This is a genomic window from Streptomyces sp. H39-C1, from assembly GCF_027158125.1.
In the GTDB taxonomy this organism is placed as follows: Bacteria; Actinomycetota; Actinomycetes; order Streptomycetales; family Streptomycetaceae; genus Actinacidiphila; species Actinacidiphila fildesensis.
The window spans coordinates 1-13,519 of sequence record NZ_JAPVLS010000011.1 but is presented as its reverse complement, the minus strand read 5'-3'; the positions used below and the strand labels follow the sequence as shown (position 1 = coordinate 13,519).

11 protein-coding genes and 1 rRNA gene are annotated in these 13,519 nt (G+C 73.1%); 3 read left to right on the top strand and 9 right to left on the bottom strand.

Features of this window, described 5'->3' with window-relative positions:
* The first annotated feature begins 359 nt into the window (after positions 1–359).
* Entirely contained in the window at positions 360–2,165 is a 1,806-nt protein-coding gene (locus O3W51_RS09695) for a glycoside hydrolase family 15 protein (RefSeq protein ID WP_244809116.1), read from the top strand.
* 98 nt (positions 2,166–2,263) lie between these two features.
* Here the strand turns inward: O3W51_RS09695 and O3W51_RS09690 are convergent, their stop codons facing one another.
* From O3W51_RS09690 to O3W51_RS09665, 6 genes are all read right to left on the bottom strand, one after another.
* Complete coding sequence (locus O3W51_RS09690; protein ID WP_138353363.1) at positions 2,264–3,400, bottom strand: glycosyltransferase family 4 protein; 1,137 nt, start codon at positions 3,398–3,400, stop codon at positions 2,264–2,266.
* Between the two features lie 194 nt (positions 3,401–3,594).
* Complete coding sequence (gene recN / locus O3W51_RS09685; RefSeq protein WP_138353364.1) at positions 3,595–5,337, bottom strand: DNA repair protein RecN; 1,743 nt, start codon at positions 5,335–5,337, stop codon at positions 3,595–3,597.
* A gap of 52 nt (positions 5,338–5,389) precedes the next feature.
* Complete coding sequence (locus O3W51_RS09680) at positions 5,390–6,286, bottom strand: NAD kinase (RefSeq protein WP_138353383.1); 897 nt, start codon at positions 6,284–6,286, stop codon at positions 5,390–5,392.
* 44 nt (positions 6,287–6,330) lie between these two features.
* Positions 6,331–7,137, bottom strand: a complete 807-nt coding sequence (locus O3W51_RS09675; protein ID WP_244809118.1) for a TlyA family RNA methyltransferase — start codon at positions 7,135–7,137, stop codon at positions 6,331–6,333.
* 7 nt (positions 7,138–7,144) lie between these two features.
* Entirely contained in the window at positions 7,145–7,357 is a 213-nt protein-coding gene (locus O3W51_RS09670) for a hypothetical protein (RefSeq protein WP_138353366.1), read from the bottom strand.
* Positions 7,350–8,234 carry a histone gene (locus tag O3W51_RS09665; protein WP_269285187.1) on the bottom strand — a complete coding sequence of 295 codons (885 nt, stop codon included), beginning with the start codon at positions 8,232–8,234 and terminating at the stop codon, positions 7,350–7,352. Before O3W51_RS09665 ends, O3W51_RS09670 begins: the two co-directional genes overlap by 8 nt.
* A gap of 181 nt (positions 8,235–8,415) precedes the next feature.
* On the opposite strand from O3W51_RS09665, the gene O3W51_RS09660 reads away from it, so the two are divergent.
* Entirely contained in the window at positions 8,416–8,763 is a 348-nt protein-coding gene (locus O3W51_RS09660) for an SCP2 sterol-binding domain-containing protein (protein ID WP_138353367.1), read from the top strand.
* Between the two features lie 130 nt (positions 8,764–8,893).
* On the opposite strand, the gene O3W51_RS09655 is transcribed toward O3W51_RS09660, so the two are convergent.
* On the bottom strand, positions 8,894–9,913 hold the full coding sequence (locus tag O3W51_RS09655) for an HAD-IIA family hydrolase (protein WP_138353368.1): 1,020 nt from the start codon (positions 9,911–9,913) through the stop codon (positions 8,894–8,896).
* A gap of 74 nt (positions 9,914–9,987) precedes the next feature.
* Between O3W51_RS09655 and O3W51_RS09650 the strand changes: the two genes are divergently transcribed.
* Positions 9,988–11,256: a DUF1015 domain-containing protein gene (locus O3W51_RS09650; RefSeq protein WP_138353369.1), complete on the top strand. Its 1,269-nt coding sequence runs from the start codon at positions 9,988–9,990 to the stop codon at positions 11,254–11,256.
* A gap of 90 nt (positions 11,257–11,346) precedes the next feature.
* Here O3W51_RS09650 and O3W51_RS09645 read toward each other — a convergent pair whose 3' ends face one another.
* Both O3W51_RS09645 and rrf read right to left on the bottom strand, forming a co-directional pair.
* Positions 11,347–12,183, bottom strand: a complete 837-nt coding sequence (locus tag O3W51_RS09645; RefSeq protein ID WP_194445647.1) for a hypothetical protein — start codon at positions 12,181–12,183, stop codon at positions 11,347–11,349.
* 1,213 nt (positions 12,184–13,396) lie between these two features.
* Positions 13,397–13,513 (bottom strand): 5S ribosomal RNA (gene rrf / locus O3W51_RS09640).
* Positions 13,514–13,519 lie beyond the last annotated feature (6 nt).

The window sequence follows — 13,519 nt, the reverse complement described above, 5'->3', positions numbered from 1 at the left end:
GGGGAGTGCCGTCGCGGCGGTTCAGTGGTTCGGCCCACCGGCCCACGGGCTACCAGGGTAACAGCGACCGTGGGCGGCTGTGTCCGGCGGCGACGTCACTAGCCCGCTTTTAGCAGCTCGCAAGGGGACTCATGGCATGCTCGGGCATGAGCGGAACAAGTGCACCCGACCGGCCCAGTGAAGACAACCGCCACGCGCGCACCTCCCTCCCCGACGACGTATCCTGCTCGGACACATCGCTGCGAGCCGGCCGGCACGGCATCAACCCCGCCCGCTCCCGGAACACGAGCTCGTCGAAAATCCCCAGACCGCAAGACCGGCCCTCCGAGGCCGGCGCCGTCATTCGACTGGAGATGCAGGTGGCCGGGCGCATCGAGGATTACGCACTCATCGGCGATATGCAGACCGCTGCACTGGTCTGCCGGGACGGCACGGTCGACTGGCTGTGCCTGCCCCGGTTCGACTCCCCCGCGGTCTTCGCCGGCCTGCTCGGAACCGAGCAGCACGGATTCTGGAGGCTGGGCCCGGCCCACGCCGCCGGAACCGGTCCGCCCGCGGCGACGCGACGGCGTTACCGGGGCGATTCCCTCGTGCTGGAATCCGAATGGGACACCCCGCGCGGCACGGTCCGGGTGATCGACTTCATGCCGCCCCGTGACGGCGCCCCGCAGGTGATCCGGATCGTGGAGGGCGTCAGCGGGCGGGTGCCGATGCGCTCCGCCCTGCGGATGCGCTTCTCCTACGGCCAGATCGTGCCGTGGGTGCACAAGGTCGGCGACCGCACGGTCGCGGTGGCCGGGCCGGACTCCGTCTGGCTGGACACCGAGGTCGACACGTACGGCAAGGACCTGACGACGTACGCGGACTTCACCGTCTCGCCGGGTGAGCGGGTGGCCTTCACCATCAGCTGGGAGCCCTCGCACCGCCCGCCGCCGTCGCTGCCGGAGCCGGAGGCCTCGCTGGAGTCCACCGAGCAGTTCTGGCAGGACTGGGTCGACCAGTGCACGTACCACGGCCCCTACCGGGACGCCGTGGTCCGCTCGCTGATCACCCTCAAGGGCCTCACGTACGGGCCCACCGGCGGCATCGTCGCCGCTCCGACGACCTCGCTGCCCGAGGACATCGGCGGGGTCCGCAACTGGGACTACCGGTTCACCTGGCTGCGCGACGCGGCGATCACGCTGTCCTCGCTGCTGCGCACCGGCTACCGGGACGAGGCGCGGGCCTGGCGCGAGTGGCTGCTGCGCGCGGTGGCCGGCGACCCGGAGAACCTGCAGATCATGTACGGCATCGCCGGCGAGCGTGAGCTCGGCGAGAACGAGCTGCACTGGCTGCCCGGTTACGAGGGCTCCACCCCGGTCCGGATCGGCAACGGCGCCGCCCACCAACTGCAGCTGGACGTCTACGGCGAGGTCACCGAGGCCCTGCACCTGGCCCATATGACCGGGCTGGCCCGCAACGACTACGCGAGCCTGCTGCAGCTCAAGCTGATCCGCTATCTCGAATCGCACTGGAACGAGCCGGACGAGGGCATCTGGGAAGTGCGCGGCCCGCGCCGCCACTTCGTGCACTCCAAGGTGATGACCTGGGTCGCGGTGGACCGCACCGTCAAGCTCATCGAGTCGGGCGAGGCGGACGGCCCGCTGGAGCGCTGGCGCGAACTGCGCGACGACATCCACCGGGACGTCTGCGAGAAGGGTTACGACAAGGAGCGCAACACCTTCACGCAGTCCTACGGCTCCCAGGAGCTGGACGCCTCGCTGCTGCTCATCCCGCAGATGGGCTTCCTGCCGCCGGACGACAAGCGCGTCATCGGCACCATCGAGGCGATCCAGCGCGAGCTGAGCACCGAGGACGGCTTCATCCTGCGCTACCCGACCAACAGCGGCGAGGACAACCTCGACGGGCTGCCGGGTGACGAAGGGGCCTTCCTGGCCTGCTCGTTCTGGATGGCCGACGACCTGGCGATGATCGGCCGGGTGGACGAGGCCCGCCAGCTGTTCGAGAAGCTGCTGGCGCTCCGCAACGACCTCGGGCTGCTCGCCGAGGAGTGGGACCCCCGGCTCAAGCGCCAGGTCGGCAACTTCCCGCAGGCGTTCAGCCATGTGCCGCTCATCGACACGGCGCTGCGGCTGAGTGCCTGCGGAGCGTACGGCGGCGGCTGACCCGCACGCGTGGGGGCGGGGCCACACGGCCCCGCCCCCACCGCTCAGGCGTTCGCGGCTCTGGGGTTCAGCGCTGCGGGGGTCCGCGGCTCAGGGGTTCAGCGCTGCGCCAACTCGTCGTAGATGCTCAGCACCTGGGCGACCGTGTCGTCCTCGGTCGGCCAGGTGGCGGCCTGGGCCCGCCCGGCCGCGGCGAGCGCGAGCCGGCGCTCCGGTTCGTCGAGCAGCCGGGCCACCATCCGGGCCAGCGCGCCCGGATCGCCGTACGGCACCAGCTCCGCCGCGTCACCGACGAGTTCGGGGATCCCGCCGACCGCGGTGGCGACCAGCGGCACCCCCGCGTGCAGGGCCTCCTGGGCGATCAGGGCGCGCGCCTCCCACCGGCTCGGCAGCACCACCACATCGGCGGCGGCCAGCAGTTCCGTGACATCGGCCCGGCGGCCGATCAGCCGGACGGGCAGCCGTTCGGTGTCGATCCGCTGCTCCAGCGCGGCCCGCCGGGAGCCCTCTCCCGCCACGATGACCAGGGGCCGGGGGTCGTGGTCCGCCAGCATGCGGCAGGCGTCCAGCAGGAGGTCGTAGCCCTTGTGCGGCTCCAGCCGGCCGACGGCCAGCACCAGGGGCCGGTCCACTGCCCCGAACTCGGCCCGTGTCTTCTGCCGCATCCGCTCGGCGTCGCCATGCGGCTCCGGGGCCGCGACCCTGGGCACCGGCACCGCGACCGGCGCCAGCCGCGCGTCCCGGGCGCCCAGTGTCCTGGCCCGGTCCACCAGGTCGGAAGAGGCCCCGAGCACCACGGCCGCGGCCCGCACCACCCGGCGCTCCAGCCAGCGCAGCAGCCGGGCTCTGGCGCCCTCGACGAGGACCGCGCTGTGCCATGTCACCACCAGCGGGGTGGAACGGCCGCTGAGCGCCAGCGACGACAGCAACCCGGCGCGCAGGCCGTGCGCGTGCACCACGTCGGCGTCCGTGCAGGCCACCCGGAGTTCCGTGATGACCGTCGCGTCGGACCTGGCCGCCCGGTGGGCGATCTCCACCGGCTCGAACCGGGCGCCGGTGGCGGTGAGGGCGTAATCGTTTTCGGCGGCGGCCGGGCCGCACACCGTGACCCGCACTCCGCGGGCGACGAGGCCGCCCGCGAGCGAGCTGACGTGCGCACCTGCGGGACCGCCCGCCCCGCCCAGCACGAGGACGGCGTGCAGCTGTCCTCGCGGGGGGATCGGAGTGCTGCTCACCCGGGTACAGCTCCTGACTCGGCGTCGGACGACGGCTGTTGCGCCGTACCCCAAGGATGCCAGGCCCCCACGGCATGCCGTGGGCACCGACCGCCTCCCGGCCCGGGTACGGGCGCCGTGGATCACTCGAACGAGTGCGCTTACGCGCCGTGCCGGGCGTGGCCCCGGCCGGGCTCGACCGGGACCGGCCGGGCTCAGCTGGTGGCGCGGGCCGCGGCCAGCAACTCCTCGGCGTGGGCCCGGCCGAGTTCGGAGTCCTCGAGCCCGGCGAGCATACGGGAGAGCTCCCGCACCCGGTCCTCTCCTTCGAGAACGGTGACACCGCTGCGGGTCACCGAACCGTCGTTCGTCTTCTCCACGAGCAGCTGCCGGTCGGCGAACGCCGCCACCTGCGGGAGGTGGGTGACCACGACGACCTGCGCGGTCCGCGCGAGGCGCGCCAGCCGGCGGCCCACCTCGACCGCGGCCTTGCCGCCGACACCGGCGTCGACCTCGTCGAAGAGATACGTCGGCACGGGATCCGATCCGGCGAAGACGACCTCGACGGCGAGCATCACGCGCGACAGCTCACCACCGGACGCGCCCTTGGCGATCGGCCGGGCCGGGGCGCCGGGGTGCGGGGCGAGCTGGAGCTCGACCTCGTCGGCGCCGGTCGCGCCGAAGGCGACGAGCTGGCCGCCGACCTGGATCCCCTCGGGATCGGCGGTCTGCCGGATGGCCACCCCGACGCGGGCGTGCGGCATCGCCAGTTCGGCGAGTTCCGCGGTGACCGCGGCGGCGAAACGGTCCGCCGCCTCGGTACGGGCGTCGCTCAGCGCCTGCGCGAGGTCCCCGAGCTCGGCCCGCAGCGCGTCCCGTTCCCCGGTCAGCTCCGCGATCCGCTCGTCGTCGCCCTCCAGCTCACCGAGCCGGGCGGCGCTCTGCTCGGCCCAGGCCAGCACCCCATCGATGTCCGAGCCGTACTTGCGGGTCAGATGGGAGAGCACCGCCCGCCGCTCCTCCACCGCGGCGAGCCGCAGCGGATCGGCGTCCAGGTCGTCCGAGTAGCCGGCGAGCTCCTGGGCGACGTCGCCGACGAGGATGCCGATCTCACCGATGCGTTCGGCGAGCGCCGCGAGCGCCGGGTCATGGGCGCGGACGGCCTCCAGCGCGCGCTGGGCCCCGGAGACGAGGGTGTTGGCGTCATTGCCCTCCGGGTCCTCGGGATTGCCCGCGAGCGCGGCGTGCGCGACCGCCGCGGCGGAGGCCAGCGCCTCGGCGTGGCCGAGCCGTTCGGCCTCCGCGGCCAGTTCGGTGTCCTCGCCGGGCAGCGGCTCGGCGTCGGCGACCTCGCCGATCCCGAACCGGATCAGATCCGCCTCCTGGGACCGCTCACGGGCCCGGGTGGTCAGCTCGTCGAGCTCGCCCGCCACCTCCCGCAGCCGCCGGTACGCCGCCCCGTACTTCGCCAGCGGTACGGCCACGGCGTCGCCCGCGTACCGGTCCAGCGCCTGGCGCTGCCGGGCGGGGCGCAGCAGGCCCTGCTGGTCGGTCTGGCCGTGCACGGCCACCAGGTCGTCGGCGAGCTCGCCGAGCAGCCCGACCGGCACGGAACGCCCGCCGACATGGGCCCGCGACCGCCCCTCGGCCGAGACGGTACGGCTGATCAGCAGCGCGCCGTCGTCGAGTTCCGCCCCCGCCTCCTCGGCGCGGACGGCGGCCGGCGAGTCCCGGCCGAGCGTGATCCGCCCCTCGACCACCGCCGCCTTCGCACCGATCCGCACCAAAGCGGGATCGGCCCGGCCGCCCAACAGCAGGCCGAGGCTCGTGACGACCATGGTCTTGCCCGCACCGGTCTCGCCGGTCACCGCGGTGAAACCGGGTGAAAACTCCACCACGGCATCCTCGATGACACCCAGCGACCGGATCCGCATCTCCTCCAACACGGATACGACCATACGAGGTTTGCGGCCCGGCGCGCGACGGGCATCGGCCACCGGCACTCCCGGGTTACTGCGGCGCGCCCCGCCAGCCCGCGACGGGCAGGGCGAACTTCGCCACCAGACGGTCCGTGAAGGAGGCGTGGTGCAGCCGGGCGAGGCGTACCGGCACCGCCCCCCGCCGTACCTCCACACGGGCCCCGGCGGGCAGCTCGACGGTGCGCCGGCCGTCGCACCACAGCACGCCGTGCGGTGTCTTGGGCTGCACCTCGACGGCGAGCACCGAGCGCGGCGAGGTCACCAGCGGCCGCGCGAACAGCGCGTGCGCGCTGATCGGCACCATCAGCAGGGCCTCGACCTCGGGCCAGACCACCGGGCCGCCGGCCGAGAAGGCGTAGGCCGTCGAACCGGTCGGGGTCGCGCAGACCACGCCGTCGCCGCCGAATCGTGACACCGGACGGCCGTCGACCTCGGTCACGACCTCCAGCATCCGCTCGCGCGCCTGCTTCTCCACCGACGCCTCGTTGAGCGCCCAGTCGGTGTGCACCACATGTCCGTCGTTGCGGACGAGGACGTCGAGCGTCATCCGCTCCTCGACCTCGTACTGCTTGGTGACCACCCGGTCCACGACCTTGTCCAGGTCGTCCCGCTCCGCCTCGGCGAGGAACCCGACCCGCCCCAGGTTGACCCCCAGCATCGGTACGCCGGAAGCGCGCGCGAACTCCGCGCCGCGCAGCAGCGTCCCGTCACCGCCGAGGACGATGATCAGTTCGCAGCCCTCGACGGCCCCGGGGCCGCCCTCCGTCACCAGCTCCACCTCGGCGGGCAGCGGCAGTTCCGCGGCCAGGTCCGCGGCCTCGTCCGTCAGGACCCGCACCCCGATCCCGCAGCGCAGCAGGCCGAGCACGACCCGTTCCGCGCTGCGGATCGCGGCCGGGCGGCCGGTGTGCGTGAGCAGGAAGATCATGCGGCCCTTCGGCCCGGCACAGTCCTGCGTTTCGGTGTTCGTCGTCAACGGGGCCCCTCCGCCACAGCACGGTCGACATCCGCCGGGTCCAGATCGGGCGCACCGGCGCGCAGCCACAGAAAGTACTCCACATTGCCGGAAGGTCCCGGCAGCGGACTGGCGGTGACGCCCATGACACCCAGTCCGAGCGCCGCGCCCTGCCCGGCGACCGTCCGCACGGTCTCGGCGCGCAGCTGCGTACTGCGCACGACACCACCGGTGCCCAGCCGTTCCTTGCCGACCTCGAACTGCGGCTTCACCATCAGCACGAGATCCGCGTCGGGCGCGGCGCACCGCACGAGCGCGGGCAGCACCAGGCCGAGCGGGATGAACGACAGGTCGCCGACGATGATGTCCGCGGGCTCGCCGTCGATGTGCTCCAGCGTCAGCTCGCGCACGTTGGTGCGGTCCTTGATGACGACCCGGTCGTCGCTCTGCAGCGACCAGGCCAGCTGGCCGTAGCCGACGTCGACGGCGACGACGGTCGCGGCGCCGTTGCGCAGCAGCACATCGGTGAAGCCCCCGGTGGAGGCCCCCGCGTCCAGCGCGCGCCGCCCCTCGACCTTCAGACCGAGCGGGGTGAACGCGGCCAGCGCGCCGGCGAGCTTGTGGCCGCCGCGCGACACGTAGTCGGGTTCGTTGTCGTCCTTGGCCACCACCACGGCCGCGCTGGTCTCCACCTGCGTGGCGGCCTTGGTCGCGGTGGCGCCGCCGATGGTGACCCGCCCCGCGGCGATCAGCTGGCTGGCGTGCTCGCGCGAGCGCGCCAGATTTCGGCGCACCAGCTCGGCGTCGAGTCGGCGTCGTGCCACGTACGGTTCAGCTCCTGTTGTCGTCGAGTGCGGTGAGCGCTTCGCGCAGCCCACGGTGCACATCCTCGTACACCTCGATGTGATCCGCGGTCGGCAGGTCGTCGGCGTCGCTCAGCCGCACGATCAGCGTGTCCACCGCGGCCTGGCCGGTGGGCGCCGGTGCCAGGCCCAGCGGAGCGATCCCGTTCGGCGGCCCCTCCCCGGGCAGCGGTTCACTCATCGGAGGCCGTCTTCTTGCGGGCGGCGGTCTTCTTGGCGGGTGCGGCCTTCTTCGCGGCGGGGGCCTTCTTCGCCGGAGCGGTCTTCTTCGCCGGCGTCGTCTTCTTCGCTGCGGAGGTCTTCTTGACCGGAGTCGGCTCCTTGGGCGGAGCCGTCTCCTTGGCCGCAGGGGACTTCTTGGCGGGAGCCGTCTTCTTCGCGGGAGCGGCCTTCTTGGCGGGCGGGGCGGTCTTCGTGGCGGCCGGCGACGTCTTCTTCGCCTTGGCCGGAGCCTTCGGCTCGGTCGCCGCGGGCCGCTCGGGCTGCACCGTCTCTACGGGCTTTGCTGGCTTGGCCGGCTTCGCTGACTTCGCGGACGTCACGGACCGGACCGGCGCTACGAGCCGCTCGGTGGCGGCCGGCCCGGCGGGAGCCTCCGGATCGACGGGGTAGACCGGCTCGGCCGGCTCGGCCGGCTCCATCGGGTCGACCGTGATCCGCTCGAAGAGCGGTGACGCGGTCCCGGTGGAAGCGGCCCCGAAGCCGGCGTCCGCGTCCTCCTCGTCCTCGAGGTTCCGGACGCGGCGCTCCAGCGCCTCCAGGACCACACCAACCTTCGTGACCTCGTCGGCGACCCGTCCGACCCGGCTCATCGCCTTGTCGACCTCCTCGCGGATCAGCCCGATCAGCAGATCGCGGTTGGCCCGTCCGGCCGCCATCAGCTCGTCCGCCAGCGTCTGCACCTCCGGCGGAATGCTCTCGCCGATCCTGCGCTGGACGGCGTCGACATCTATCCCCGTCTGGTCGAGCAGCTCCCTGGCCACCCCCACCGCCCGCCGCCGGGTCGCCTCGGTCAGGCCGCCCGCGATCTGCAGACAGGTACGCAGCGCGTCCCGCATCGCCCTCACTCCTCGCCTCGCCATTGCCTCGCCATTGACGTATCCGCACCTGACGCTACCCGTACTGCCCGGCTCACGGCGTACGGTGCCCTGAGGTACCGTCGATCGAACGGATCACATGATCGTGGCGCGGGCGACCCCGGCGCCTGTACGCACCACCCGAACGGGAGACGCCCGACCGATGGCGACCATCGAGGAGTGCCGCAGCGCACTCGACCAGCTGTCGGAGAACCTCACGCGGGCCAACGGCGACATCCGCAGCGCCACGTCCCTGGACCGGTCGCTGAGCTGCCACATCACGGACCTCGGCACGACCTTCGTCGGACGGCTGACGGACGGCCGGATCCATGACGTGACGACGGTGCCCGGCGCGCCCGCCGAGAAGGCGCAGATCCGGCTGGCGATGGCCGGCGACGACCTCATCGCCCTGGTCGGCGGCGAACTGAGCTTCGCCAAGGCGTGGGGGAGCGGCCGGGTCAAGCTGGAGGCCGGCCTGCGGGACCTGCTGCGGCTGCGCTCACTGCTCTAGGGCGTGTTGCGAAAGTCCCGCCTGGCACGCGACGCCTGGACGCGCCCTACGGGCGAACGGCGCCACTTTCGACACACGCCCTGGCGGCACCCGGCCGGCCACCGACCTCCGACCACCGACGGCCCGGGGCTCAGAACCCGAGCCGCGCCAGCGCCTTCCCGGCGTCCGACTCGCACGCGCCGTCGCCCGCCGCCGCCCAGGCGGCCGCGCACAGGGCCCGCAGTCCGTCGAGGGCGTCACCATCGCCCTCCACCGTGAGCGCGTCGCCGTCCGCCGAAGCCGTCCAGCCGCCGCAGCGCGCCCCGTCACCGTCCACCGTGACCTCCGGCTGCGGTTCCAGCAGCCCGCGCAGATCGGCCGCCACATACGTCGGCCGGTGCTTCGGCACGGCGGCGAGCAGCTGCGCCGCCGTCGTCACACCCGTCAGCACCAGCAGCGAGTCCACCTCGGCGCCGGTCGCACCCTCGATGTCGGTGTCCAGCCGGTCGCCGACCACCAGCGGTCGCTTCGCACCGGTCCGCAGGATCGTCTCGCGGTGCATCGGCGGCTGCGGCTTGCCCGCCACCTGCGGCTCGGCGCCGGTAGCGATCCGTACGACCTCCACGGCCGCGCCGTTGCCCGGCGCGATCCCGCGCGGGTTCGGGATCGTCAGATCGGTGTTGGACGCGAACCACGGCACACCGCGCGCCACCGCGAACGAGGCCTCCGCCAGCAGCGACCAGCGCAGCTCGGGATCGTAGCCCTGCACCACGGCCGCCGGACCGTCCTCCGCCGACGCCACCGGCTCGAGACCGCGCTCGCGCAGCGCCGTCTGCAGCCCCTCGCCGCCGATCGCCAGCACCCGCGAGCCCGCCGGCACCTGCTCGGCGATCAGCCGGGCGACCGCCTGAGCCGAGGTGATCACGTCCTCCGCTTCCGCGGGCACGCCCAGCTCCGTCAGATGTGCGGCCACCGTCTGCGGGGTGCGGGCCGCGTTGTTGGTGACGTACGCGAGGTGCATCCCGTGCTCGCGCGCGGTGGCGAGGGACTCGACGGCGTGCGCGATGGCCTCGCCTCCCGCGTACACGACCCCGTCGAGATCGAGCAGAGCCGTGTCGTACGCGGCGTCCAGTGCTCGGTCGGAACCGCTCGGACTGGTCCGGTGGGTCATCGCGTGTCCGCTCCTCGTATGTCGTCCATCACCTTGATCATCCCCCATCGCCGCGGGCCACGTAGCATGCCCTGATGACCACTTCAGGACCCGCTCCCCACGGCTTGCGCCTCGCGCCCTTCCGCGGGCTCCGCTACGTGCCGGAGAGGGTGGGCAGCCTGGCCGCCGTCACCTCGCCCCCGTACGACGTCGTGGTCCGGCCGGACGGGCAGCGTCATCTGGAGACCGCCGACCCGCACAACGTCGTCCGTCTCATCCTGCCCCACAACGCCGATCCCACCAGCCGCCACCGGCAGGCCGCCACGGCCCTCGACCGGTGGCAGCGCGAGGGCGTCCTCGCCCCCGACCCGGAACCCGGGCTGTACGTGTACGAGCAGCGGGACGGCGACCATCTGCAACGCGGCCTGATCGGCGTCCTGCGGCTCACGCCGCCCGAGGAGCGGATCGTGCTCCCGCACGAGGACGTCATGCCGGGGCCGGTGGCCGACCGCGCCGCCCTGATGCGCGCGACCGGCGCCAACCTCGAACCGCTGCTGCTCGCCTACCAGGGCGGCGGCACCGTCGCGGAGATCGTCGACCGTACGGCGGACACCGAACCGCTGCTCGCCACCACCACCGAGGACGGCATCCACCACAAGTTGTGGTCGATCACCGATCCGGGGACCCTCGCCGCGATCGACGCCGACCTGTCGCCCCGCCAGGCGCTCATCGCCGACGGCCACCACCGCTGGGCAACCTATCTGCGGCTGCAGGCCGAGCAGTCCGGGCCGAGCCCCTGGGATCACGGCCTGGTGCTCCTCGTCGACACCGCCCACTACCCGCTGCGGGTCCGTGCCATCCACCGGGTGCTCCCGCAGCTTCCGGTCGCCGACGCCGTCGAGGCCGCCCGGCACGCCTTCCGCGTGACGGACGTCGACGGACCGCTGCCGGTGGCGCTGGACGCGCTGGCGGCGGCCGCGGCGGAGGGCAACGCCTTCCTGCTCGCGGGCGACGGCCGGTTCCGGCTGCTCGACCGGCCGGATCCACTGCAGATCGACCGATCCGTACCGCACGACCGGCCGCGCGAATGGCGGCAGCTCGACGCGACGGTCCTGCACAGCCTGCTCCTCGACGACATCTGGCAAGTGCCCGACGTCCCGGAGCACATCAGCTATCTGCACACGACGGAGTCGGCCGTCGAGCAGGCGGAGCGGCACGGCGGCACGGCAGTCCTGATGCACCCCGTGGACGAGGCCGTCGTCCGTGAGCTGGCCCGCCAGGGCGTCACGATGCCCCGCAAGTCCACCTCCTTCGGACCGAAGCCGGCCAGCGGCCTGGTCATGCGCAGCCTCGAACTGGGCTGAGCCGACGCCCGAGCTCGCTCCGCAAGGACGCAACGCGAAGAGGCGGCGCCCCCGCGTGGCGGGGGTGCCGCCTCTCAGTTGTGCGAGCGCTCAGGCCTTGCTGGTGCCCGTACCGGGCTCCTTGAAGGGCGAGTCCAGGAACGACGCCGGATCGGCCTCGTCCGTGATGTCGACCTCGGCCTCGGTGATCTCGACGTCGTCCTCGTCGTCCTCGTCATCGTCCGCGTCGTCCTCGGACTCCGCGTCCGCCGGCACGACGGACTCCGCCAGGTCGTGCGACTCCGCGGGGTCCTCGACGAGCGCGTCCACGAACTCGACGCCGTCCAGCTCGGCGAGCCGGTCGGAGGCGTCCGTGCTGCCGCTCTGGTCGGCCTCCGCCGCCTTGGCGAACCACTCGCGCGCCTCGGGCTTGCGGTCCACGGCGAGCAGCGCGTCGGCGTAGGCGTACCGCAGTCGCGCGGTCCACGGGTTCATGGCGTTCGCCGCCAGCTCGGGACCCTGCAGCGTCACCACCGCGGCCTCGGGCTGGCCCATGTCCTGCCGGGCGCCCGCGGCGACGAGCCGCATCTCGACCTGACCGGCCTTGTCCAGCTTCTGCACCTCCGGCGCACCCGCCATCGCCAGCGCGCGCTCCGGACGGCCCATGCCGCGCTCGCAGTCCGCCATGACCGGCCACAGGTCCACGGAACCCGTCATCCGCTTGGTGGCGCGGAACTCCGCGAGCGCCTCGCCGTAGCGAGCGGTCGCGTACGAGGCGAAGCCGGCGGCCTCCCGCACGGCGGCGACGCGCGACGCGAGCCGCAGGGCGATCCTGGAGTACTCGTAGGCCGCCTCCGGGTCCTCGTCCAGCAGCTGCGCCACCATGACCAGGTTGCGCGCCACATCGTCGGCGAGCGTCTTCGGCAGGCTCATCAGCTCCTGGCGCACGCTCGGGTCGATCTCCTGACCCGTGACCTCGTCCGGGATCGGCAGCCGCTTGACCGGCTCCCGCTCCTCACGGCGGTCCTCACGCCCGGCGCTCTCGAACCGTCCGTGGCTCTCCTCCGCCGGCCGGCGGCTCTGGCCCCGGTCGTCGTCACGGCGCGGCCCACGCGGGGGCGCGTCACGGCGGTCGTCCTGACGCGGACCGCGCGGCGGCCCGTCACGACGGTCCTCACGCGGGCGGTCGCTGCCGGGACGGCTGCTGCTCGGACGGTCACTGCTGGGACGGTCGCTGCCCGACCGCTCGTAGCGCGGACGGTCCTCACGGGGACGGTCCTCACGCGGACGCTCGAAGCGCGGCCGGTCCTCGCGGGGACGGTCACTGCTCGGTCGGTCGCTGCTGGGACGGTCGTACCGGGGGTGGTCGCCCTGGGGACGGTCGTCGCGGCGGAAGCTGCCGCCGCGGTCGTCCTGGCGGGGGCCGCGCGGCGGGCCGTCACGGCGGTCGTCACGGGGACGGTCACTGCTGGGGCGGTCGTAGCGCGGGCGGTCGCCCTGCGGGCGGTCGTCACGGCGGAAGCCGCCGCGGTCACCGCTCGGCGGGCCGGAACGCGGACGGTCACCCTGCGGACGGTCGTCACGACGGAAGCTGCCGCCACGGTCGTCGGGACGCGAGCCACCACGCGGCGGGCCGTCACGACGGTCGCCACTCGGCGGGCCGAAGCGCGGACGGTCACCCTGCGGGCGGTCATCGCGACGGAAGCCACCACGCGGCGGGCCGGAACGCGGACGGTCACCCTGCGGACGGTCGTCACGGCGGAAGCCGCCGCGGTCACCGCTGGGACGATCCGTACGCGGGCGGTCTTCACGCGGACGGTCAGAACGGGGGCGATCAGAGCTCGGGCGGTCAGAACTCGGGCGGTCGGTACGGGGTCGGTCGTCACGACGGTCATCCCGGCGGAAACCGCCGGCCCGGTCACCATCGCGGCGCGGGCCGCCGGTGCGGAAACCGCCCCGGTCGCCACCGCTCTGTCGCGGCTCCCGGCGCTCAGGCCGATCCGACCGATCCTCGGGCGAGTTGGACATCGTCGTAACTCCTTGGTTCGTGCTGCTGTAGTGCCAGTCTCTCGTACCTGCCGAGTGACCGCGCACCGGTGGGGCAAAACAAAAAGACCCTCGGTCCCAGCGCAGAGGCCGGGACCGAGGGTCCATAAAGATTGTTCGGCGGCGTCCTACTCTCCCACAGGGTCCCCCCTGCAGTACCATCGGCGCTGAAAGGCTTAGCTTCCGGGTTCGGAATGTAACCGGGCGTTTCCCTAACGCTATGACCACCGAAACACTA

Coding starts and splice junctions, on each gene's coding strand:
- O3W51_RS09665 (WP_269285187.1), bottom strand. CDS start 8,234: ATGCGGGACGCGCTGCGTACCTGTCTGCAGATCGCGGGCGGCCTGACC.
- recN (WP_138353364.1), bottom strand. CDS start 5,337: ATGGTCGTATCCGTGTTGGAGGAGATGCGGATCCGGTCGCTGGGTGTC.
- O3W51_RS09680 (WP_138353383.1), bottom strand. CDS start 6,286: ATGATCTTCCTGCTCACGCACACCGGCCGCCCGGCCGCGATCCGCAGC.
- O3W51_RS09660 (WP_138353367.1), top strand. CDS start 8,416: ATGGCGACCATCGAGGAGTGCCGCAGCGCACTCGACCAGCTGTCGGAG.
- O3W51_RS09670 (WP_138353366.1), bottom strand. CDS start 7,357: ATGAGTGAACCGCTGCCCGGGGAGGGGCCGCCGAACGGGATCGCTCCG.
- O3W51_RS09655 (WP_138353368.1), bottom strand. CDS start 9,913: ATGACCCACCGGACCAGTCCGAGCGGTTCCGACCGAGCACTGGACGCC.
- O3W51_RS09650 (WP_138353369.1), top strand. CDS start 9,988: ATGACCACTTCAGGACCCGCTCCCCACGGCTTGCGCCTCGCGCCCTTC.